The following is a 22419-nucleotide window of genomic DNA, read 5'->3' on the forward strand; positions in this document are numbered from 1 at the left end:
GCGTTTCCTTAGATTAGGCATCTGACCACTTAAAACTTTAAATTGTTTTCATTAAACGCCTAATTACTAAAATTATATGTAGCAGGTAAATTGTCCTTCATATTTAGAAAAAAAGTTAGTGATATAAATCAAGGCTTCTTGAGGAGATAAATTGTGAACTTGCTCTAGATCAGTATTCCACGGAAATTTATTTTTCCGGTCGGGTTTATCGAGATACCCCCTTCTGTAGGCTTCCTCTGGTGTAAGTGAAGTTACTGGACTGATTTCTTGAGGAATCAAGAAAGCATTATTATAATGTAACTCTACGATAGCATAGTTATACTGTTGGCACAGAATATTTAACTGTGAAATACTTTGACCAAAAAAGTGATCGTTATTCCAAACATAATTGGGGCTATAGTTAACAGTAAACTTTAGAGGTGGTGGGATCTTTTCATTTATTTCTACGGTAATCAACAAAGGTCTAAATGAACTAAGTATTTTGTCTAATACAAAATAATCATAACCATCTATATCAAGATTGAGAAAACTAAAGTTTTCTGGGACTTGATGTGTTTTCATAAGAGAAACTACGTTTTCAGGTGTGACCATGCACTTACTTAAGTTTACTTTTTCAAATTCAGTATACTTAAGTGCTAATTTTGTAAATAGTTGGCTATCATATTCTACTGCTAACCCACTCCATCCTTGCTTGTATAAAAAATAAGTGTTTGACATAGTTATCCCATCACTAGCAGCTATATCGACACAGTATTTGTGTTCTATATTTAATTGGTTTAAATATTTATCAATAAGAGTTTCTTCCTCTAAATATGAATATTTCTGAGTGGGAGCGTCTACATTTTGGGTATCTGGGATTTTAGGGTTCGCTAGCATCAATACCTTAACAAATGCTTGAGAATCGGAGGCATAACGCTGACAAGCTGTTGCAAATTCCAGGGTAGATTGTTCGTAGGGTACACAATCTAAAATGCTTTGAAGAACTTGTAATAGTAAATCGGAATTAACGGGGTACAACTCCGAGCGCAACAACTCAACAATTCCCAAGGATATTAGGTCTTGATTTGTAAAACTCTTCATATTAATAGAAAGAGCGACAATCTTTAACAAATTATTTAGGTCGGTTGGATCTATTTCCCGGATGTGTTGCCGGAGTAGGCGAGCAACAGCATAGTCGGTGACTCTTTCTCGGCGCTGTGCTTCTGTTTGTATAACTCCTATTAGTTCAGATGTGCATTCTTCCATTTGTTCGGCATTGTCATCAAGTATACCTGTGAACCAGACTGTTAGAGCTTCGGCTTCTTGGTCTTGCAAAAGCAGCATCAACCCCAAATGCCAATAGTGGGATTTAATGTTTGGTTCAGCTTCTATAGCTTGCTCATAAATACTCGCTGCTTGAGAATAGTCTCCTAAAAACAAGCATGAATTACCTTTTTGTTGCCAATTACTTTGATCGTTTAACACACACTTGGCACTGTAACCGCTGCTGTAATTTCTAATTTTAGCAATAATAGGCAATGAACTTAGTCCCACCTTAACTAGATCGGGAATTTCCGCTAAGCTCTCTATAATATTGTCAGCCAAGTTATATCTTATATCGTCGCCATATTGCAGGGTCAAATACGCTAGAAGTTCCAGAGCATAGTCAGGAAAGTTCATAACATCAGCGATACAAGCTAATTTTAGTATTTTCTCAGGTGTCTTTAATTCTGTATTCAAGTCTTGCCGAATCAGATCCCGAAAATAAAAAGCATCAGACCAGACTAAGGCTCCATAGTGGTCCGGTGACACTACAGGCATTCGGCGACTGTCACGATGTATATTACATAAATCAAAAAGTGTAAATCCTTGTTCTCTCAGGTACACATCTACATCCCCAAACAAAGGTTGACCCTTGTATATTTCTGTAAACTCTACTTCTGTTACAATCGCTAGAGTGCTACTTTTTAAAATACTAGAAGCTCCTTTTAAAACCAGAAGCTCTGCCCCCTGAACGTCTAGTTGTATAAAATCAATCTCGTTAACTGCTTCTGATTGGCAAAAAGAATCTAAAGTTGTTATCTCAACTTCCACAGTAGAAACTAGCTCAATTAGCTGAGAATTTCCGACAAACCGCTCAATATAGAAATCGCTGGGAGGATATAGTGAACTGCAACCTGGGTGTTTAGTAAGATAAATTGTGGATGTTCCTACAGAATTTCCCAGGGCTAGTGGAATATGTTTTTCAGTCCAATTTATTTTTCGAGCTTCTATAGTGGCGTTAGCCTCATGACAAGCAGCTTCATCAGCATCGAATCCATAGATAGTAAGATTAGGTGCAAAAATATCCCACCCCTGACTCCCATAGTCATCTTTGTCTGCGATCTTACGAGAGCCAACGAGGCATACTGTTACGTGAATATTATCTAAATGTCCGCTTTTCTTTAGGCTCGGAACGAAAATTGCCATGCTATAACCTTGAGATAAAATAAAATGATAATTAACGATGATATGGGTAGATATTGCGATGGTAGGGGAGATTGCAGAGAAGCCAATGGAGAAGATACATCAGAACTCCCCCCCTTTCCGCGACTTCTTCCCCTTCGCCTGCCCCAACAATACCTTATAATCCGATCGCCTGGGATTTAGCTTCACCAACTTCTCCAAAGGCTCGATCGCCCCCACCTTATTATTCATCTGCAACCGCACATTTGCCAATCCCTCCAGAGCCGTCTGATTCTGCGGTTCCCGCTGCAAAACCGTCTCATATCCCCGTTCCTGCGCCGCCAGCAAAGATTCCTGAGAAACAGCAGCAGTCGCCTGTTTTTGTTGGTGCTGGCTGCTCAAAGCGCTGCCGAACAGACTCACCATACCAAAAATTGCGGAACCACCAAAGCCAACCATTGATACTAACGCAAAAATCTGCTTAATTCGATCGCCCTTATTAACTGGACGAGGGCTAGATTTTTTCTGTGTACTTTCCATTGCTAACTCTTGGCCTCGCTGTTTTCCAGGCACTCGCACTCGCACCTATCTCTAGATTGCCCAAGTTCGATCGCAAAACGATCGCCCTTCGCCATTTAAAATTTGGAACCAATTATAGCCGTTCACAAAATCTCATATTTGTCAAGGACATTTAGGTGAGAATAACACGCGGGCGATCGAGATCGATGAAGGGCGATCGCACCCTTACTTTTTAGCCGTTACTCTCTGGCATTTCGCCAAACCGAGCTCGGTAACGCGGTAGCAAAGATGTGAGTTCAGGAGTACGCTGGCGTTCCGCTTCTAGTGCTGAGGCTAATTCATCAGAAAGCCGATCTAATTTTTCTTCTAATGTTGTTGCAGTCCTGCAGATCGCTCCTTAATTGTGGTTATTTTTAATCTCAAACGCCCTTGCTGACTCGATTGTGCAATCAAAATGGGATTGGATTAAGGGCCGAAAGGTTGATCGACCTTTCACACCTTCAAATACCATCAGGATCCATGCCTTGGCTTCTCAAGTATGCCATTAGTCGATCGGCCCTCTGGCGTTCCTCTTCGGCGCGCTGGCGTTCCTGTTCCACCCGTTCGGCACCCCACAGCAGCAAATTGCCATTCTCATCCCACCAGCGCAACCAATAACCCGTTCTCTGAGATTTTTCACCTTCCCAAACCCCTAGAAATAAACCCATTGATTCTATCCAGAATCGCTGATTAGCATCCGGTTCTTGCAATTCATATTCTCCCGATGTCGAGAGTCTGTACACTTCCAATACTCCTGATTTCGGTTCAAAAACTACATAAATTGGTACTTGCAAAATTCGCTCATAAAACCGCCATTTCCCGTAAGGATATGTGGGTTTATTTGAATATTCACTGCCGTCAGTATCCGATAAAAATTCCATTACTACTGCGGGGACTTCTCCCTCAGCATTAGGCGTATAACTGCGACGAACTTCTCCTGGTTCTGCTGGCAATACCGAGGGAACGTACACCCAATCTGGTGCTTTTACTACTGTTTTGTCATTGACTTTGGCACACAGTCCAAAATTGGAAGCTATTAGCATTGAAGCTAGGATAAATCCTGCGAGATCCAAGGCTTCTCGGAGGGCCGCGGCTAAAAGTGGTTGGTCGATGTTTTCCACAGGCTCGTCGGGTAATTTAAAGTCGTCGGGCAATTTTTCCCAAGTTATAGTATACTTGGTTTTGGTTGCGCCCGGTTTCGATAATGTTTGCGTCATGGGTTTTCCTGGTTGCGATAGAAAGAGTTTTTTCTTAATAGGATTTGGACAATAACTTTAATGCCGGCTGCGAAAGCCGCACCTTAGTAACTAAAGCAACTCGCGAATCTTGCAATAATTGCGGTTATTCAATGATACCCTGTTTTAAGGAGTATTTTCGGGAGCCACTGGTTCTGCTGATCTTGCAGTTTGAGAAGGTATAACAGGCAATTTTGGCTGTTTTTGCAAGCTGGGAAATCCCGGCTCTACTGATTGATTTCTGGCAGTTTTGCTCGCATTTACTTTCTCAGAAAGGGGAGCTAATGTTTGAGTCACTTTAACTTGCTGTCGCAGTTGTTCTGTCGAACCCAATAAGCCTCCCAATCCGTTTAACAACCTACGAATGTTGTTGCGGAAAGCCGGATCTCCTGTCAAATCATCCACGTCGGAAGTAATTTTCTGCACGTTTTGAAATGTAGCTCGTGCAGAATCTAGAGTTTGCTGCAATAATAGCAAAGTGGCGGGATTGTTTACCTGGCTGGATAAATCTCGCAAACTACCAGAAGCTTGGGCAGCATTGGCTGATAAAACTTCTAAATTGTTCAGCAATTGTCCTTGGTTGATGCGATTAATTGTCGGACTCAAACTGCTGACAGCTACCCGCAGTTCCTGACTGCTTTGATTGATGTTATTCAGAGTTGAGACTAAACTGGCGCGGTTGGTTGCTACTAAAGAATTGAGTTGGTTGGCTGTTAATGTAACTTGATTGGCTGCTTGAGTTACTGAATTAGCAGAAGTTATTACAGCGGCAGATACGGCTTTTGTGGAAGTGTCCGCCGTAGCTGCTACTTTAGAAACATCAGCGGCGGCGGCTGATATTTCCGTCTTGATCGATTGATTTAAGGTGCTTGCTTCTCCCTTTAATGATTGATTTAAACTGCTGGCTTCCCCCTTTAAGGATTGATTTAAACTTGCTATTTCGGTTTTGACAGATTGATTTAAGCTCCCAATGTCTCCCCTTACAGATTGATTTAAATTTTTTATTTCCGCTTGGGCAGTTTTAGTTAAAGTCGATAAATCTTGAGTGAGTTTAGCTGCACCTTTAGCTGTGTTGGCTGTATTCTCGGTCAGAGATTTAAGATTGTTAAACAGGGCGGGGTCAGTGTAGAAATTAGCTAGGCGGACTGTGGATTTAATTAGTTCGTCGATAGTGACTCCAGCTTGACCTTTTAATCGCGAATTTTGGCAGATAATCTCCGGGGGACAGTTGGCACTAACGGGATTGGCGGTAAGTAATGATTCTGGCAAAATCGAGTTGGGGGTAATGTCGATCGACGATTCGCCAATTAAACCCGATTTATTCGCTTCGATCGTAACATCCCTGGGAATCACTAAAGTGCCGGGGGCAATCTCCAGCGTCACGTCTACGCCGTTGGAACCCGGTTGGAGGGCGGTAATTTTACCGACTGCAACCCCACGATACCTGATGGGCGTGCCTATTTGCATTCCTTGGGCGCTGGCAAATTCTACGGCGAATTTGTAGCTGCGGTTCCCTAGCTGCACGCCCCGCAGCCAGAGCACTAAGCCGCCAAATAAACCGATTCCTACTAAAATTAAGAACCCGACAGAACCTTCTCTTACAGTTCGCGATCGCATATTACCTCCTTAGTCATTGGTCATTGGTTATTAGTCATTCATCATCGGTCATTTCAATCTAAAATCTAAAATCTAAAATCTAAAATTGGCTGACTATCCAAGCGCTTGAATTGGCCCAGTAACACTGCCGCTAAAAAATTGTCTGATCAGTAAATTATCTGTCGATGCAATGTCATTGACAGTTCCCTCCCACTGCACTTTGCCTCGATACAGAAACACGATACGATCGGCAGTGCGGCGGATGGTACTGTCTTGGTGAGTGACGATCGCATAAGTGCTGCAAACACCTTGGGCCGCCTGCAAGTCGCGGATTAAATCTTCAATTACCGTCGAAGCGATCGGATCTAAACCCGCCGTCGGTTCGTCGTACAGCAAAACCTCTGGATTATCCCTGTCATTATCAGGATTCGCCATGATAGCGCGGGCAAAACTTACCCGCTTCCTCATTCCCCCAGACAACTGCGCCGGATAGCGTTCGCCAATTCGCGGCAAACCCACCATCTCCAACTTTTCCTCCACCAATTCCCGAATGCGGCGGCGCGGCAGCTTAGAATGCTGGTAAAGTAAAAAACCGACATTCTCCTCCACCGTCAGCGAATCAAACAAAGCCGCTTGCTGAAACACCATCCCAATTCCGATCGGATCTGCCACGTCGTCCACCCATCCCACCCTGCGCTGTCCCTGAACAAAAACCTCACCGGCATCCGGGGCCAACAAACCCGCAATTATCCGCAGAATCGTAGATTTCCCCGTCCCGGAAGGGCCAATAATTGCCAGGGCCTCTCCCCGATAAATCCTCAGATCGACTCGATCGAGGATCTGGTTCTGGCCGAAGGACTTACTTACCCCCTTGAGTTCGATTAGTGGCTCAGCCATAGGATGTTATCAATAAGTTATCAGTCATCAGTCATCAGTCTACCTAATGACTCATGACTCATGACTAATCACTAATTACTTAAATTGACTGCCAGAATCAAAACTCTCTTGTATTGTAAATTTGTCAGATCGAGCTGTTCCAATACCCTTAAGACTAATTAACCATGTCAATTAGTTCACTTCCTAAAGCCCTCCGTGTCTTGGCTAAAGCCAAGCAGGTTTTTGCCCAATCCAGAAATCCTTACCCCCCTTCTTTGCGGAACGGGCGAGTTCACCAGTGGTTTAAGTGGTTAGCCCCCGGACTGTTAGTGAAACGGTGGCTGCTGATTAGTGCCAGCGGCGTGGTACTTGCCACTTTGGGTTTAGCGATTTGGACTGGGATGACTCCCATTTTCTTCTTATTGCAATTATTGAGAAATTTTTTGGCGTGGATTGCGGAAGTTATTCCCAATTACGTGTCGGGCCCGATCATCATTGCTGGCGGGATTTTATTAATTCTGTGGGGACAAACTCGCAGTTTGAACTCTATTACCCAAGTGCTGATGCCCGAAGGCAACGAGGAACTGGTCGATCGACTCCTCAACCACCGTCGCTTGCACCGCGGCCCAAAAATTGTGGCAATAGGGGGCGGTACGGGCCTTTCTAACTTGCTCAGGGGATTGAAGGATTACAGCGCCAAAATCACTGCTATTGTCACGGTGGCGGATGATGGGGGGTCTTCCGGGCGACTGCGGCGGGAAATTGGGGTATTGCCGCCGGGAGACATTCGCAATTGTTTGGCTGCTTTGGCAGATGAGGAAAAGTTATTGACTGAGTTATTTCAATATCGTTTCCGGGCTGGTGACGGTTTGGTGGGTCACAGTTTTGGGAATTTGTTTTTGACGGCGATGAGCGATATTGCTGGAGATTTGGAACAGGCGATCGCCGCGAGTTCTAAAGTTTTAGCAGTGAGGGGAGAAGTGCTGCCGGCTACTCTGAGCGACGTTTCTTTGTGGGCAGAACTGGCTGACGGCCGCAGGATTGAGGGGGAGTCCAGTATTACAAAAGCTAACGGCCAAATCATCAAAATTGGCTGCACTCCTGCTAATCCTCCGGCGTTGCCCAAGGTAGCCCAAGCACTTCGGGAAGCGGATTTTATCATTATTGGGCCGGGGAGTCTTTATACGAGTGTCATTCCGAATTTGTTGGTGCCGGAAATTGCTGATGCGATCGCCAACAGCGAAGTTCCGCGCATTTATGTTTGCAATATTATGACTCAGCCGGGGGAAACTGACGGATACAGTGTTGCAGACCACATTCGGGCGATCGACCGCGCTTGCGGCAGGCCGCTGTTCGATGCTGTAGTAGTTCAAGGAAAAGTCCCTTCTGCAAAGGCTTTGATTCGCTATTCTCAGGAGGATTCTTATCCGGTTGTACTCGATCGAGAAGCCGTAACGCAATTGGGGCGGCGAATTGTCATCGCAAATGTCATGGATGAAGATAAAAATACGGGTTTAATTCGCCACAATTCGCAAAGGTTGGCGGGGATGTTGCTGCGTTGGTACGGCCGCGCGCAAAACATTTAAGCTGCTGACAGTTGACAGTTGACAGTTGACAGTTGACAGTTGACAGTTGACTGTTCACTCATGTTATTGGCTATTGGTTATTGGCCGATCCAAACGAGTAACAAATAACAAATAACAAATGACTAATAACAGATAACAAATAACTAAAATGATACTTTCTCTTCCAGATGCTGAAGCTACGCGCAAGTTTGGTTTTGCGTTAGGTCGATCGCTCCCCCCCGGCACTGTAATCTTATTACAAGGAGATTTAGGTGCAGGCAAAACTACCTTGGTTCAAGGTATCGCTGAAGGTTTAGGAATCTCCGACTCGATCGAAAGTCCTACTTTTACGCTGATTAACGAGTATTTTGGAGGACGAATTCCGCTGTATCATCTAGATTTGTATCGACTAGAACCCCAAGAAGCCGAGGCTTTGCACTTAGAAAGTTATTGGGACGGATTAGAAAGGGATTTGGGAATTGTGGCGATCGAATGGGCGGAAAGATTGCAGTACAAACCAGAAAATTATTTGCAAATTTCTTTGAGTTATCTAGATAACGGGCGGCAAATTGAAGTAATTGGTAATGGCGAGTTATTGGATGGGCAATGGGAAAAGTGAGACAGGGCGATCGAATTTAGATGTTGCACCATTCTCACTCAGCCTGTTAAGAGAGAATGGTGTAACATCTCAGCGCGTACTTACTGCGGACGGTTGACACGAATCAATTTGCCTCTCAAACTTTCTTCACCAGCAATAGCATCATTGATGCGTGTTGCCAACATTTCTACATTCCGATTTTTGGTACAAACAATAATACCAGAGTGGTCTGGCTGTCGGTTGTGCAGCCCGATAAAATCAAACCGATTTAATGTCAAAACAGCTCTATCTTTGCTTATAGCAAATGCTAGCACCTCTGGATCTGGAATCCCAAGTCCTGCTTTTCCTGCTTCCTGAACAGTCAGGATATTGTGACCAAAAGCGCGCAGCAATTGCACAACGGGCAAAGGAAATTGTTCGTCTGCATACAAATTCAGCATGACTCAGGCTTCCTCATTCTTGCAGATTGCTTCTTCGATTTCCTCCAGATGTGCATCAGCATAAGTCCAAACATTGACTAGATCTGCCGCGCGGAGATGGGGATAAAATTGTAGAAGTTCAGCATCGCTTGAACCTTCACGGCGAAAACTTTCAAGCAGCCAAACTGGGATGCGAGTTTTGGCAATGCAAGCATCGCCGCCACACACGTCGGGAGTTTTGGTAATTCCTGGCCAGCTATTGTTTAAACTTTGGGTTAAAAGCCGTATGGCTTCAGCTTTCTCAGTCGGAGTTAAGGCCAGGAGTTGTGTTTCTAGTTCTTCGAGAAGCATGGGTAAAATCGCCTTTGCGAGCGGGAATACCCAATTATAACATTTGAGTTAAATTCATGCTTACTCAGCGTCAAATGTCAAGGCTTCTCCCCTCACATTTGTATCCAATTTACCATTTTCAAAAACAACTTTTCCTCCAACAACAGTCACAACTGGCCATCCAGTCAAATTCCATCCTTCAAAGGAACTCCAGCCGCACTTACTCGCCATCTCTGCGCCGACTACCGGGCGGTATTTCTCCAAATCAACTAAGACTAAATCTGCATCAAAACCCGGTGCAATTTGCCCTTTTTTCGGAATCTTATAAGCCTTAGCAACTGCCGCCGACATCCAATTAGCAACTTGTGCCACTGTACATCTTCCCTCTACTGCTTGGGTCAGCATCAAAGGCAAAGAAGTTTCGACACCGGGCATTCCAGACGGCGTATTCGGATAATCTTGAGCTTTTTCTGCTAATGTATGTGGCGCATGGTCGGTGGCGATAAAATCAATTACGCCGTCTAGTAAAGCTTGCCAAAGTATTTCGTTATCGCGGGGCTCGCGCAAAGGCGGATTCATCTGAGCTAAACTGCCAATTTTTTGATAGGCGCTGGTATTTAACAACAAATGCTGCGGCGTTACTTCTGCCGTTACCCAACTCGGTTTTTCCTGGCGCAAAAACTCAGCTTCTTCTCCTGTCGATAGGTGCAGAATATGCAGTCGGCGCTGATATTTATTAGAAAGTTTTACTGCTAGTTGAGTTGCCAATAAAGCTGCTTGATTGTCTTGAATTTGCGAGTGAACTGCAATATCGGTAATACCAGCAAATTCTTGACGACGCTGGTTGATTCTAGCTTGGTCTTCTGCGTGTACCGCAATTAGTCGATCGCCCTTCGCAAAAATTACCTCTAAATTTGCTGCATCATCCATCAATAAGTCCCCGTGCATCGAACCCATAAACACCTTAATTCCCGGAGTCGGATTGGCATCCAACAAATCGGGTAAAATCTCAGGAGTAGCCCCAATAAAAAAGCCGTAATTGACCAAACACTTCTCGGCAGCGCGACTTAGTTTATCATCTAAGGCAGCTTGGGTTGTGGTCAGAGGTCGCGTATTCGGCATTTCCAGAAACGATGTCACGCCGCCTTTAGCGCAAGCACAGCTAGCGGTAAATAAGTCTTCCTTGTGTTCTAAACCCGGTTCCCGGAAGTGTACCTGGGGATCAATTACTCCGGGCAACAGAGTTAAGCCTTTCGCATCTATTTCTCGATCGCCAGATTCGACAATTTCCGCAGCAACTTGGACAATTTTGCGATCGCAGATTTGCACATCTCCTACCAAAAACTCACCGTTGGGCAAAAGAATGCGAGCGCGACGGATTAACAAACTTGATTGGGTAGTCATAAGATATCCTTAATTCAGTAAACAGCGTGCTAGCATGGAAGCATTATTAAGTTTATAATTCGTATCCAGCTCAGTCACTACAATACCCTATGACTCGTCTAGACAAGTCAGCCGACGAAAAACCTCCGCAAGACACCGAAAATCCTTGGATCGAAGGAATTAAGACGATCGGCTTAGCAGCATTTTTAGCCTTTGGTATCCGCACCCTGGTTGCCGAAGCACGCTACATTCCGACCGGCTCGATGCTCCCAACCTTGCAAATTAACGATCGATTAATCATAGATAAGGTAAGCTATCGATTCCAAGAGCCCCAGCGAGGAGATATTATCGTATTTATGCCTCCTGACCAGGCTAGTTTGTGCACGGGACAGCCACCACCGATCAAAGATGCCTATATCAAGCGAGTGATCGGACTGCCGGGGGACAGTGTGGAAGTCAGAGAGGGAAAAGTTTTTATTAACAAGCAGCCGCTACAGGAAAAATATATTGAAGAAATTCCGCAGTATCCCTACGGGCCTGTAGTTGTAGCTCAAAATTCTTACTTGGTGCTCGGCGACAACCGCAACGCAAGCTGTGACAGTCATTACTGGGGCTTTGTACCCAAGCAAAATATCATCGGTAGGGCAATTGTGCGTTTTTGGCCACTCAACCGCACAGGGTCGATCGACCCCACGCCCCTTTATCCCGCTAAAAATTAGCTACAACCCGCAACCCGCAGATTAAAATCTGCGGTTGTCAGTTTAAAGTACCAATTACTTATTAGCCATTTTCCACGACCAAATAATTAATGGTTAAATGAGATTTAGTATGAGGTTTCGCGATCGAGAACTTTCACAACTTTGTTATACCTCTCCTCAGCTTCTTGCTGCGAATTGCCGATACTCGTCACTCCCAATTTGCCAAACTCCGACAAACAACCCATTAAATGAAACACACTGCCCGTCTCAGTACCGCTGTCAAAGTGCAGTTGATTGTCAGCAATAATATCCATCAAATCGTTCGGTAATAATCCCCGATAGCGCTCTTTTTTCAAATTGTCCGAAGCGACATAATATTTCGGACGGCCCTGCTGGCTGTAAAATAATCCGGTAGTACGATCGTACCGACCGTTTGTTAACAGCTTCAAAGCCATAAACGGATGAGTTGTGCCTCCTTTACGTAAGTTAATTTCTATTGCTTGAAGCTCCCATTTCCCATCGGATTGCTTTACAGCGAGAAAATCTACTCCAAATCTCTCTAAAGCCCCTTTTTTAGCTAAGTTTTGCCCTACTTTCCATCCCAATTCCTGCAACGCTATTCGATAAGATTCGTCGGCAGGAAATCGGCAACCTAAGAAAATTTGACCGTCTGGGCCTCCTAAAATTTGGTCGTGGGTTGAGAGAATTTCTACTTCGCCGCTGGGGACAATTCTGCCTTGAACGCTGGGCGAGAACTTTTCTTCTCCTTCGATAAATGCTTCGGCAATTGCCCCTAATTCGGGAATGCGGCTGCTAAAATTTTCCCAGGTTTCGCCCGTTGCTTGAAAGCGCAAATTATGGAAGCTATCGCCAATTGCCTTCGCTCTTTCTGTAGGCGCTTTACCTGCGAGGGACTTCAGATCTAAAATTGCATTCCCTTCCCCCGAAAAACCTTCATTTAACTTAATTACGATCCGCTGCAAATGTGGCTGCCGTTCCCACAACGCGCCCGCAGCTTCCGCTAAATCTTCCGCATTAAAAACCAACTCAGAACCGTCAGGATAAGGCACGCCACATTCTTTAAAAATTTGCCGGCTGCCGCTTTTTGTTCCCCAGTATAACAGATCGGGATCGCTGGCCCACAAAGGAATCCCCAATTTAACAGATAACTCGCGTTCTAAGGGCGTGGAGTTATAACAAACCATATAAGATTTTGTCGGCCGCACTGCTTGACGAATGCGCTCCATCAAGCGGGGACGGTCTAAAATTTTCTGGGTGAGGGATTTGGCGGAAGCATCGTAAGCACTGAACAGCAAAAGCCGATCGCGCGCGTGAGAAAATGGAATTCCCGGCAGCAATTGCAGGTAATAATCCACAATCATCGGGTGCAATGGCTCCGAGGTAATGTAAATTAAGCGCGTGCGGGGATTTCGCAGGCGAATCAATGAAAATAAATGCCGCTCTTCGTAGTGGTAAACACCCTCAACTTTCTGCATTTCTTGCTGATCTAAGCTGACAGAAGGAATGATAATAATGTCACAATCTCCGCCGTCGAATTCTTCGACTGCTCGCCAACGTTCGCGTAATTCTGTCTGAAGATTGCGAAACTTCTGGGCGGATTCGGAAGATGAATTATTTAACTCTTGCATTGCTTTTTATCCTAAGTATTCAAATAATTATTGCTGATGATGTCGGGTGTGTCAGCCCAGATAAGTACGGACACTGCACCGTGTCCTTCTTCGTGTCAATAAACACGTTAAACCCAGTCAGAGACTCCGGTTTGACTATTAAGCCTAGATCCCCCCTAGCCCCCCTTAAGAAGGGGGGAACCGGAAATGGCTCAAAGTCAACCCCTACTCCCCTTCTTAAGGGGGATTTAGGGGGATCTATACTTAGCGTAAAAACGAGATTTCTCAGGGCTTTCAGCTTTAAGTTGACACTCCTTGAGCAATGCCCTATCCCTACAGCGTCGGAGACGGCACGGTGCGGTATCCCTACAAATGCTCGCGTACAATCTATCTGTATCACTATCACTACTTTTGGGAATTGGTTTAAGAAGCTCGCCGCGCTCGAAAAAGTCTGGCATACTGCAAAATTGGCTCTAAGCGGCGTTGATTTTGCTTGAGTGCCGAGATCAATTTTTCCGAAGGGCGGAATACCAGAGGAGCCGAATATTTGTTCAGCATCTCCATATCTGGCGACTGGCTCATCAGCATCAGCCGCACGTCTTTGTCGAGCAAATAACTCAGAGACAGCAAATCTCCCATGTTCGTAAAATCGTTGCCGCGATCGCTAATTACAATTGTATCTTTAATCGATCGGTTAGCTATCGCCTCTTTGTTAATAATTTTCGCAACTTCAGCATTAAAATAGCTCAAGTCTTTGCTCCACCAAGTATCAGAAAAAGCGCTGACCGTACAGGATGCTACACTTGCTGTAAATACCAGGGCTAAAATGACTTGCCAAAACCGCTGCTGAGTTTTCACGTTACTTGCGAGCAAGTAAGCAACTGCTAGCTGCACTCCCGGAAAGCAGGAAATCAGATAGCGGCTGACGGCCGAACGTTTGCCGCCTAGGATTAGATCCGGTAACGCCAAGATCAAAAAAGGTACAAAAATTGATGTTAAAATAAACAGCCAAGTTGAACTGCTAGTGCGGCGGCAGATTTGGTAAATGGCAGCAGCAATTAACAGCAAAAATGGCAATCTCAGCAAATAAGTCCAGATATTATCAAAGCCTAAGTCGAAGTCAAAAAATAATGCTGTAAAGCTGAGCGTCCATAATTTAACAAGATACAGCCAACCCGGAGATACTCGCGTCCAATCTGTCGTAGCTGATGCTCGTCCCAGGTTGGTTGCCAGCACGTAAATCCACGGAAGATACAATATTAAAGCGGCTGTTACTGCTAAAAAGAATTGGGAATTAGTTACATGACCTCGCAATTTAGTTTTTTTGATAAACAACCAGTAATAAATTATAAAAACTCCGTGTCCGATGAGTGTTAAACTGAAGAAAGGGTGAGTGTAGAAACCAAGGGCGATCGCCAGCGAGTAAAATACCCAATTTTGCCAACCCCGCAACCGCACTGCTCTCAGCAGCAGCCAACTGCTGCCAATAACTGTGGCTGTTAGCAAACTATACTGCCTTGCTGTCTGAGCAAACAATATGTCAAAGGGCGATAAAGCCAAAAGTGCTGTTGCTAATAACGCCACCAAATTCGAGGCGAAAAGTTCCTGAGCTAAAGCGTACATCAAAGGCAGCGACAGCAAACTCAATAGTGCTGGCAAACTGCGCCATGCTGTTAGAGAACTCCCAAATTGCTGCATCCACCAACGAGCCATGAGAAAGTATAAAGGCGGATGCTGCGGGTCTTCTAGTGCTAAAGAACGAATTGTGTCTGCTTCTGTACTTCCCGGTTTAATCCGCTGATATTTTTGTAATTCTGGTGCGGGAAAAATCCGGTTTTGAAATAGTTCGTCGTCGATTTCTTGGCGTGTGAAACCAGCGGCGCGGATTGATGTGTAAGCTTCGTCGTGCCAGTACAGTTTGCGATCGATCTCAAAAAACCGAAATCCGATACCAAGTAAAATGCCGATCGCTAATAAGTTCCTCAGCCAGCGGGAATTTTTGGTATTAACAGATGTGTCTTGATGTGTTGTAGATCCCATGCTTGTCCTAATTGTGGCGATTCCCTCCCGGATAGCTACGCTTCACGGAATTTGGAACTGTAGCCCATCTTAAACCTCACTCAAGGAGCGATCGATACCTACTACATCCCTCAACAGACAATAATTCTACCGATACTTTTTTGCTAACAAATGCTAACAAATGTATAAATTAAGAGAATCTCTTAATAAAGGTGTATCAACCAATGCCCGAAGGAAAATCCCACGAGCACCATTTAGATCCCGATCCATTTTCAACCCAGTGGCTTGAGACTTAATAGTTTTAGCACCACCTAGATTTTGGACAATTTCGCCCGTCCATGAAACAGTCTTTGACGTATACGCTTCGCTGCAATCAATTACAAGTTTTGAATTTTACCAAGCTTTCCACTTCAGGAAAGTTTTAAAGTCGTAATGACTTAGGGTTAACATTTGTCTCACCGTTTTGTTTCTTAATTTACGGCGGGACTTAGACACCATTTGAGAAGTCTCGAATGTGGGCAACAGAATCACATCAAAATTATCAACTAAGAATTTAGCTGTTTTATGATGTAACTCTTTGACCAAATTCTTGATTTGGCAGCGAAGCCTACTAGCTGCTTTCTTGAATCTTCTTTTCTGCTGACTAGAAGCGCCCGAAATCTTTGATACCAATTTGTCCAGCCGGAAACATAATTTCTGAATGTACAAATTAGAATCATTTCCTAGCCAACCATAGGAATCTTCGGAGAAAAATGTCATGAACGTGCGGACACCGGGATCTAAGGCAACCAGCCGACCTTGTTTATCGGTCTTAACTTGTTGCACTTCTTCAGAAAATATTAGGTAATATTCGCCATAAGCCAGCGTCAGTCGGCCATCACTAAAAATTGCAGGCAAGGATTCTTTGAGCTGACATTTGCCTAAAATTGAGTGATAGACACCGCAGTCTTTAATAGCCGATTTCGGCACATAAATAGACTGCTTAGTGTCTTGTTTGCTCCGAAATTTGCTCTGACGGATTTGACCGTTTTTACTAAATCCCTTTTGAGCTGCTTTAACTGCCAAATAAGCATCTTTGATGGCAATTGATTTGATTTGGAAAGGTACAGGCTTTGCCCATTCTGGCAAACTGTTTAGTATTCCGGTTTTGATTGTCATCCAATTCGCTTTTGTTCCTGGCTCTTGCAGGTATTTGATAGTCGTGTTGTAAACAAAACGACTTACACCAAACCACTGCTTGATTAGCGCTTTTTGTTCAGGATTTAGGAATAGCCGGATCTTCCTTGATTTTCTTGCTGTAACTTCGCAGGGAGTGCATTCTGCAACTGAAGACGTGAAGGATGGCAAGAAGATCGCTTGTGAGTTCGGTTTCAGGGCTGTAAACAGTTCGGTCAAGAACCACGATTTTTCCACCGTTTTGTTCTGCCATGAACTCGAATAGCTCAAACCCGAATCGGCACAATCTGTCGCGACAGGCAACAACAACCGTGAGCTGTTCGCCGCGCATAAATCTGACCAATAAGGCTTGCAGTCCTTTCCTTTTGAAATTGATTCCTGAGCCGATGTCTTGGATGATGTCGGCGTCTGGGTACTGCTGCTGCATAAATTCAACTTGTCTTGCGAGCTCGTCTCGCTGTTTGGTTGAACTAACTCGGCAGTAGCAAACAATGGTAGTTCTAGTTGCACCGCGCTGGTAGGACTCGACATCGTAGAGTCTTTGCCCTGCCTCGTTTTTGATGCTTTTAATCTTCCCTTCGTCTGCATATTTTCTTAAGGTGTGTGGATGCAAACCCAGAAATTTGACTGCTTTTCTGAGTGGTACGTATGCCATGTAGCAGATAGTAGCATATATAAATGAAAATAAGCAAATTATTTACGGTGCATCAACCCTCTGCCGGATGCGGAATACTTTATATATCAGAGCGTTCAAAAAGCTGGCTCAGGCTGAACCACCCCCAAAATCAAGAATCTTCCACCAGATCCTCCCAGAACCTCCAGACCCTAAAAATAACTGCTAACATACGTGTTGTACAGTTAATCAACAAGCTCCGCAAGGGGTCTACCCGCGTACCGCAAATGGCAAAAAAAGAAGCGTCTATAAAAACTTCCACTGAAAACTCAGAAAAGCAAAAAGCTCTAACTTCCGTACTCTCCCAAATCGAGCGCAGCTTTGGCAAAGGGGCGATCGTCCGATTGGGAGACTCCACTCGCATGAGGGTAGAAACCATTCCCACCGGAGCCCTGACACTGGACATTGCTTTGGGCGGCGGTTTGCCAAAAGGCCGAGTCATTGAAATTTACGGCCCGGAAAGTTCCGGTAAAACCACTCTCGCCCTCCACGCGATCGCCGAAGTCCAAAAATCCGGCGGTATCGCAGCCTTCGTCGATGCCGAACACGCCCTCGATCCCACCTACGCCTCAGCTTTAGGCGTCGATATTGAAAATCTCTTAGTTTCCCAGCCGGATACCGGCGAAATGGCCCTAGAAATAGTCGATCAACTCGTCCGTTCCGTCGCCGTCGATATCGTAGTAATTGACTCCGTAGCCGCCCTCGTCCCCCGCGCCGAAATCGAAGGCGACATGGGCGACTCCCACATGGGTTTGCAAGCCCGCTTGATGAGTCAAGCTTTACGGAAAATCACCGGCAACATCGGCAAATCTGGCTGTACCGTCATCTTCCTCAACCAATTGCGGCAGAAAATCGGCATAACTTACGGCAACCCGGAAACAACAACCGGCGGCAACGCACTCAAATTCTACGCCAGCGTGCGGCTCGACATTCGGCGCATTCAAAGCTTGAAAAAAGGTACAGAAGAATACGGCAACCGCACGAAAGTTAAAGTTGCTAAAAATAAAGTTGCTCCGCCTTTCCGTATTGCCGAATTTGACATTGTATTTGGCAAAGGCATTTCTACTTTAGGCTGTCTGACTGACTTGGCCGACGAAATGGGAGTAATTCTGAAAAAAGGTTCTTGGTATAGCTACAACGGAGAGAACATAGCTCAAGGACGAGACAAAGTGATCCAGCACATGGAAAAAAACATCGATTTCAAAAATGAAATTGAGGAGCTAGTTAAAAAGAAACTTGAGACTGGTGCTCTGGTTTCTGCTAATTCTGTCGCTCCTATTGAGGTAGATGATGATGATGTAGATGATGTAGATGATGTAGATGATGTAGATGATGTAGATGATGTAGATGGTTTGGACGAAGAAATCTAAGTTTTTTAGTCCTCAATTATTACTCCTTTACTGGTTGTTTACTGGTTGTTTACTCGTTACCAGGCTGGAGCGAAACTAACACTCAACAGCTACCTAGAGCCTCGAATTTAATTTTCGCTCACGAGGCTCTTCCTCTAGGTATCAGTTCCCAGGCTCCAGCCATAGAACCAGTAAATTGACCCGACATGATATGAGTTCGGGATTGCCGAATATATTGCCGATTGCTATACTTGTACAGTAAGTAGTACAAGTGTCAAGTACATGAATATTGTTTCTTTTAGCGAAGCGAGAAATAACCTCAAGGCTGTTTTAGACAGAGTAGTGGAAGATACGGACTATACCATCATCACGAGACGGGATGCGGAGGATGCGGTGGTGATGTCGCTAGAGTTCTTTAATAGTTTGCTGGAAACAGTTCATTTACTCAAATCTCCCGCCAATGCTGCCCATTTGGAGCGTTCTATTGCTCAGTTTAAGCAGGGGAAAGTGGTAGAGCGAAATTTGTTGGATGACTAGAAAGTTAGCATGGACGGATGAGGCTTGGGGCGATTATTTATATTGGCAAGGGCAAGACAAGAAAACGTTAAAACGAATTAACAAGCTAATTGAGGCAACAATCCGATTGCCGTTTGAGGGGATCGGAAAGCCAGAACCACTGAGGGAGACTCTGGCTGGTTTTTGGTCGCGGCGAATTGATGATACGAATCGATTAGTTTATGCTGTGGATGACGAGTCTCTAACTATTATCTCTTGTCGATACCACTATTCTGATTGACATCCTCCTTAGCCTGCTTAGGAATGAGAATTAAATAACTTCCACAAGTTTGTGGTATGGGCGTCCCGCCCGTCTTTTTTGGACGGGCGGGACGCCCATCCCACAATAACAATTAAAATTGTAAGTTATTTAATTCGCGATCCTTATACCATTTTTCTAAAGATGTGCTATGGATGAAGTCTTAGCCCCCCCGCGGGAGGGGGGGTTGGGGGGGTAATATCTAGCGCTACTTTATGAAATTGGTATTAGCTATGGTGCGGCGTTTTTGTTTAACAGAAAAGTCGGCGATTCTTTGAGCAGTTTAATTTTAATTTAATGACGATAGCGAGTTTCTATTTAACGGGCGAGCAGAATTTTTGTCACCCTATGTAAGTTTTGCAGGATAAACAGGGATGAGAGGGTACTCCTTGGCAGGGCAATTGTTATGCAGTGAGCGATTGTTTAGTAGTGAAGCCACAAAATAACGCGGACTTTTTATTTAAATTGCATATTCGATGCGGGCGGAACGCCCAACCCCTACTCCCCACAAGAGTTTTATTGTTTTTTGACATACAATTTAAATCCACAACAGCTTATCCCAACAGAATTGTTTTCAAAATACTCTTTGTAAACTGGATTCATGTCTTTGGGTAAGCCGCGTGGCTCTGACAGCAGAACTGGGAGCATCTCATATTTGTAAAAATACTTCTTCTGGCTCCTTCCTTCTGCCTATTGCCTCAAAACTCCAATTTTGGGCTTGGCTGCTTTCATTGAGATGCTCCCCATTTACGAGCACTTATTGAGGCATAGAAACTGGCTGAAAGTATTGAGAATTAGCGCGCACATAACAGTTTTGTCTTGTCCGCAACCAGGGTTGACCGTTCGACATCGTAATCGCATTTACTCCCCTCAGCTCAGCAGCAATTGTATCTCTATCCGCGCGGTAAACTTGTTGAATTGCTCCGTTTGGCGTCTTGCGGCAGTTGAGTTGTCCATCTCGCGACGTGACTCGCCAAGCAGGCCAAGTTGCAGAACCCGCAGTTTCAGTCAACCAAGTATTAGAGTTGCTAGAAGTATAGTCGCCACTTACATTAGGACGCGGTAAAGCTTCGACTAAATTTACTTTAAATGTCTGGCCAATAGAAGGACAATTTTCTCCTGCTTTCACCTTCCAAGTAACTTCGGCTCCCAATTGGCTGCTTCTTCCAACTTGACGCCTGACAATGGCAATATCTCCAGAACAAACAATTTTTCGGCCAGGGCCGATGGCACTGTCTTTGAAAGTCCCATTGTTATAGTAAGAGCCTGCGGCTCCTTCGGAACGGGTAATTTGAATATTGCCCAAAAATTCCCGATTACCTACTTTCGTCAAGTAAAAACCTCTGCGATTGTTCCCTTTTTCTGACAAGTTTAAAGTAGTTTTACCGTTAGGATTAACATAAGTGGTAGCGCTAGCAGCAGCGCACCACATCAATGACACCACTCCTGTGGATAACAAAATGTAAAGCTTTTTCATAGCACCACCTTGTATGATATGGATCTCTACTTTATTTGTAGCTGTTGGTGAAGATATTTGACCAGTCGCTCAAATGAGTGTCACTCATTTGAGCGACATTCTAACGACATACGGGCAACCCCCCATGATTGCCACTACAAATTGGGCAACCACGGGGGATTGGCACTACTGCGTAATTCCTAAACATCAACTCTGCATAACTTCACCTTACTTCACCTTACTTCAACTCTCTTCACTTGTATGCACCTGCATCACGAGGCCTGCAAGCTTCAACTTCTGACTCATTGCAGGTTCCAATAATTAGCGGCAGAATAAATTTATATACGTAAGTAAGGGAGTTCCAATCACCGCTAAATACTGTGGATTTTACGGGTACTTCCCGGTGGGTCAAGTTGCGATTAGAAAAACTAGGGCGATTTTTACAGGTAGCAGATTTCAAATCTAAGAATGCTTGTAAAGAAATGTAAAAGCTCCTGATAGCCGATTGGTTTGACAGAAAGTACGATTTCTAAGCTGAGTCGGTAAAAAAAGTCGTCTTGATTCAGCGCAAAAATGAACTTGACCAACACAAATTAATTTGCTCGAAACTTAAATCATTGTTGAAGGGAGAATAAATTATGGCTGACGGTCAATTAGAAGTTATATTAAAGATTGCTCAAACAATTAATCCTCAAATTGAGAGCGATCGACATTTTGATATAGACTTGGCAAAATTGCGCCAACTGCCAGCAGGAACATTAGGGTGCTCAGTGGCGCGGTTTCTAGACGAACAAGGCTTTGAGCCGATCGCATCGGGAGACTGGATTCAGCGAAACCACGACGTTTAACCGGTGCTGACGGGTCTTTCAGCTTCAACAGAAGATGAATTTATACTTCAAGCGTTTACTCGCGCTCAAGTATTTCGTCCTTCTTGTGCGATTTTAGTGTTAGTTGGACTGATCGGCGGCCAATGCGCGATCGGACAAATTATCAAAGGCTTAAAACATGGAAAATTAGCCACTCGGTTAATTAATTGGGACGTTGCATCTGATTGGGAAACTCCTTTATCTGAAGTTCGAGAAGAACTCGGAATTCTACCCTTAATTGATTAGATTTTAACTCGTTACCTCATTGCAAAAGTATGCAAAGCACAAGTTACAAACCGGAAATTAGCCTGAGTCCACGGGAAAGAGCGATCGCGCAATTAGTAGCCCAAGGGCTGCCCAACAAATGTATTGCCAAAAATTTAAATATCAGTCACTGGACGGTTGCTACTTACGTGAGGCGGATTTTTATCAAACTCGGTGTTTGTTCCAGAACTGCGATGATTGCACTACTGATCCAAGAAAATTTGCTCTGGGACTGATCAATAAGTCAATACGCTTCAGTTAAGCCCGATCCCCACGGCGCCTAGGGCGGGCACTCTTGGCACCGCCCCTAGGTCGGGGGGAACAAGAACTTACTCACAGTCCCCTTTCTTAAGGGGGATGCTGCAAGGGATCTCGCCCGGAATAAACAGTTTTAACCCAAGCGTATTGATCAATAAGGAATGAGAATTAAATAACTTCCACTCTTGAAAGTGGGATGGGCGTCCCGCCCGTCCAAAAAGGACGGGCGGGACG

At 44.6% G+C, this 22419-nt stretch carries 23 protein-coding genes and 1 pseudogene; 9 read left to right on the top strand and 15 right to left on the bottom strand.

Annotation, left to right across the window (positions count from 1 at the left end; all coding sequences use genetic code 11):
- Nucleotides 1-72: 72 nt before the first annotated feature.
- The 5 genes from QUB10_RS23215 to QUB10_RS23235 form a co-directional block, all read right to left on the bottom strand.
- Entirely contained in the window at nucleotides 73-2448 is a 2376-nt protein-coding gene (locus tag QUB10_RS23215) for an FkbM family methyltransferase (RefSeq protein ID WP_333205624.1), read from the bottom strand.
- Nucleotides 2449-2547: 99 nt separating this feature from the next.
- Nucleotides 2548-2964, bottom strand: a complete 417-nt coding sequence (locus QUB10_RS23220) for a tetratricopeptide repeat protein (protein ID WP_333205625.1) — start codon at nucleotides 2962-2964, stop codon at nucleotides 2548-2550.
- Nucleotides 2965-3443: 479 nt separating this feature from the next.
- Entirely contained in the window at nucleotides 3444-4199 is a 756-nt protein-coding gene (locus QUB10_RS23225) for a Uma2 family endonuclease (protein ID WP_333205626.1), read from the bottom strand.
- A gap of 144 nt (nucleotides 4200-4343) precedes the next feature.
- Nucleotides 4344-5834 (bottom strand): MlaD family protein, encoded by a 1491-nt coding sequence (locus QUB10_RS23230; protein ID WP_333205627.1) that lies wholly within the window; start codon nucleotides 5832-5834, stop codon nucleotides 4344-4346.
- Between the two features lie 93 nt (nucleotides 5835-5927).
- Nucleotides 5928-6710 (bottom strand): ATP-binding cassette domain-containing protein, encoded by a 783-nt coding sequence (locus tag QUB10_RS23235; protein WP_333056232.1) that lies wholly within the window; start codon nucleotides 6708-6710, stop codon nucleotides 5928-5930.
- Nucleotides 6711-6874: 164 nt separating this feature from the next.
- Between QUB10_RS23235 and QUB10_RS23240 the strand changes: the two genes are divergently transcribed.
- Complete coding sequence (locus tag QUB10_RS23240) at nucleotides 6875-8275, top strand: gluconeogenesis factor YvcK family protein (protein ID WP_333205628.1); 1401 nt, start codon at nucleotides 6875-6877, stop codon at nucleotides 8273-8275.
- 148 nt (nucleotides 8276-8423) lie between these two features.
- Nucleotides 8424-8873: a tRNA (adenosine(37)-N6)-threonylcarbamoyltransferase complex ATPase subunit type 1 TsaE gene (tsaE, locus tag QUB10_RS23245; protein WP_333143572.1), complete on the top strand. Its 450-nt coding sequence runs from the start codon at nucleotides 8424-8426 to the stop codon at nucleotides 8871-8873.
- A gap of 80 nt (nucleotides 8874-8953) precedes the next feature.
- Here tsaE and QUB10_RS23250 read toward each other — a convergent pair whose 3' ends face one another.
- The 3 genes from QUB10_RS23250 to QUB10_RS23260 are packed head-to-tail and all read right to left on the bottom strand — an operon-like array spanning nucleotide 8954 to nucleotide 11005.
- Nucleotides 8954-9292: a DUF5615 family PIN-like protein gene (locus tag QUB10_RS23250; protein ID WP_333143573.1), complete on the bottom strand. Its 339-nt coding sequence runs from the start codon at nucleotides 9290-9292 to the stop codon at nucleotides 8954-8956.
- Between the two features lie 3 nt (nucleotides 9293-9295).
- Nucleotides 9296-9622: a DUF433 domain-containing protein gene (locus QUB10_RS23255; RefSeq protein WP_333143574.1), complete on the bottom strand. Its 327-nt coding sequence runs from the start codon at nucleotides 9620-9622 to the stop codon at nucleotides 9296-9298.
- Nucleotides 9623-9682: 60 nt separating this feature from the next.
- Nucleotides 9683-11005, bottom strand: coding sequence for a dihydroorotase (locus tag QUB10_RS23260; RefSeq protein ID WP_333143575.1), 1323 nt, complete (start codon nucleotides 11003-11005; stop codon nucleotides 9683-9685).
- Between the two features lie 89 nt (nucleotides 11006-11094).
- Here QUB10_RS23260 and lepB point away from each other — a divergent pair, with 89 nt between their 5' ends.
- Nucleotides 11095-11703, top strand: coding sequence for a signal peptidase I (gene lepB, locus QUB10_RS23265; RefSeq protein ID WP_333143576.1), 609 nt, complete (start codon nucleotides 11095-11097; stop codon nucleotides 11701-11703).
- A gap of 104 nt (nucleotides 11704-11807) precedes the next feature.
- On the opposite strand, the gene QUB10_RS23270 is transcribed toward lepB, so the two are convergent.
- The 6 genes and pseudogenes from QUB10_RS23270 to QUB10_RS23290 form a co-directional block, all read right to left on the bottom strand.
- On the bottom strand, nucleotides 11808-13331 hold the full coding sequence (locus QUB10_RS23270) for a peptide ligase PGM1-related protein (protein WP_333143577.1): 1524 nt from the start codon (nucleotides 13329-13331) through the stop codon (nucleotides 11808-11810).
- Between the two features lie 402 nt (nucleotides 13332-13733).
- Nucleotides 13734-15350 carry a glycosyltransferase family 39 protein gene (locus QUB10_RS23275; RefSeq protein WP_333205629.1) on the bottom strand — a complete coding sequence of 539 codons (1617 nt, stop codon included), beginning with the start codon at nucleotides 15348-15350 and terminating at the stop codon, nucleotides 13734-13736.
- Between the two features lie 153 nt (nucleotides 15351-15503).
- Complete coding sequence (locus QUB10_RS23280) at nucleotides 15504-15707, bottom strand: zinc ribbon domain-containing protein (protein ID WP_333205637.1); 204 nt, start codon at nucleotides 15705-15707, stop codon at nucleotides 15504-15506.
- A 15-nt stretch (nucleotides 15708-15722) separates the two neighbouring features.
- The gene (locus tag QUB10_RS23285; RefSeq protein ID WP_333205630.1) at nucleotides 15723-16487 is read right to left on the bottom strand and encodes a transposase; all 765 of its coding nucleotides are present in this window, start codon (nucleotides 16485-16487) and stop codon (nucleotides 15723-15725) included.
- 72 nt (nucleotides 16488-16559) lie between these two features.
- A pseudogene (locus QUB10_RS34295) lies at nucleotides 16560-16607 on the bottom strand (hypothetical protein); the annotation flags it as partial.
- Nucleotides 16585-17160: an IS607 family transposase gene (locus QUB10_RS23290; RefSeq protein WP_333205631.1), complete on the bottom strand. Its 576-nt coding sequence runs from the start codon at nucleotides 17158-17160 to the stop codon at nucleotides 16585-16587. The pseudogene QUB10_RS34295 and the gene QUB10_RS23290, both read right to left, overlap by 23 nt.
- Nucleotides 17161-17405: 245 nt before the next feature.
- Here QUB10_RS23290 and recA point away from each other — a divergent pair, with 245 nt between their 5' ends.
- From recA to QUB10_RS23305, 3 genes are all read left to right on the top strand, one after another.
- Nucleotides 17406-18548 (top strand): recombinase RecA, encoded by a 1143-nt coding sequence (recA, locus tag QUB10_RS23295; RefSeq protein ID WP_333205632.1) that lies wholly within the window; start codon nucleotides 17406-17408, stop codon nucleotides 18546-18548.
- Nucleotides 18549-18809: 261 nt separating this feature from the next.
- Complete coding sequence (locus QUB10_RS23300; protein WP_242720579.1) at nucleotides 18810-19064, top strand: type II toxin-antitoxin system Phd/YefM family antitoxin; 255 nt, start codon at nucleotides 18810-18812, stop codon at nucleotides 19062-19064.
- Nucleotides 19057-19323 carry a Txe/YoeB family addiction module toxin gene (locus QUB10_RS23305; RefSeq protein WP_333205633.1) on the top strand — a complete coding sequence of 89 codons (267 nt, stop codon included), beginning with the start codon at nucleotides 19057-19059 and terminating at the stop codon, nucleotides 19321-19323. The genes QUB10_RS23300 and QUB10_RS23305 overlap by 8 nt, the downstream gene beginning before the upstream one ends.
- A gap of 775 nt (nucleotides 19324-20098) precedes the next feature.
- On the opposite strand, the gene QUB10_RS23310 is transcribed toward QUB10_RS23305, so the two are convergent.
- Nucleotides 20099-20818, bottom strand: coding sequence for a hypothetical protein (locus QUB10_RS23310; RefSeq protein WP_333205634.1), 720 nt, complete (start codon nucleotides 20816-20818; stop codon nucleotides 20099-20101).
- A 617-nt stretch (nucleotides 20819-21435) separates the two neighbouring features.
- Between QUB10_RS23310 and QUB10_RS23315 the strand changes: the two genes are divergently transcribed.
- Genes QUB10_RS23315 through QUB10_RS23325 form a run of 3 tightly spaced genes read left to right on the top strand, consistent with a single transcriptional unit; the run spans nucleotide 21436 to nucleotide 22163 of the window.
- On the top strand, nucleotides 21436-21645 hold the full coding sequence (locus QUB10_RS23315; RefSeq protein ID WP_333205635.1) for a hypothetical protein: 210 nt from the start codon (nucleotides 21436-21438) through the stop codon (nucleotides 21643-21645).
- A gap of 3 nt (nucleotides 21646-21648) precedes the next feature.
- Entirely contained in the window at nucleotides 21649-21909 is a 261-nt protein-coding gene (locus QUB10_RS23320) for a hypothetical protein (protein WP_333205636.1), read from the top strand.
- 29 nt (nucleotides 21910-21938) lie between these two features.
- Nucleotides 21939-22163, top strand: a complete 225-nt coding sequence (locus QUB10_RS23325; protein WP_083888111.1) for a response regulator transcription factor — start codon at nucleotides 21939-21941, stop codon at nucleotides 22161-22163.
- Nucleotides 22164-22419 lie beyond the last annotated feature (256 nt).

Source organism: Microcoleus sp. B5-D4 (genome assembly GCF_036705145.1).
Classification (GTDB): Bacteria; Cyanobacteriota; Cyanobacteriia; order Cyanobacteriales; family Microcoleaceae; genus Microcoleus.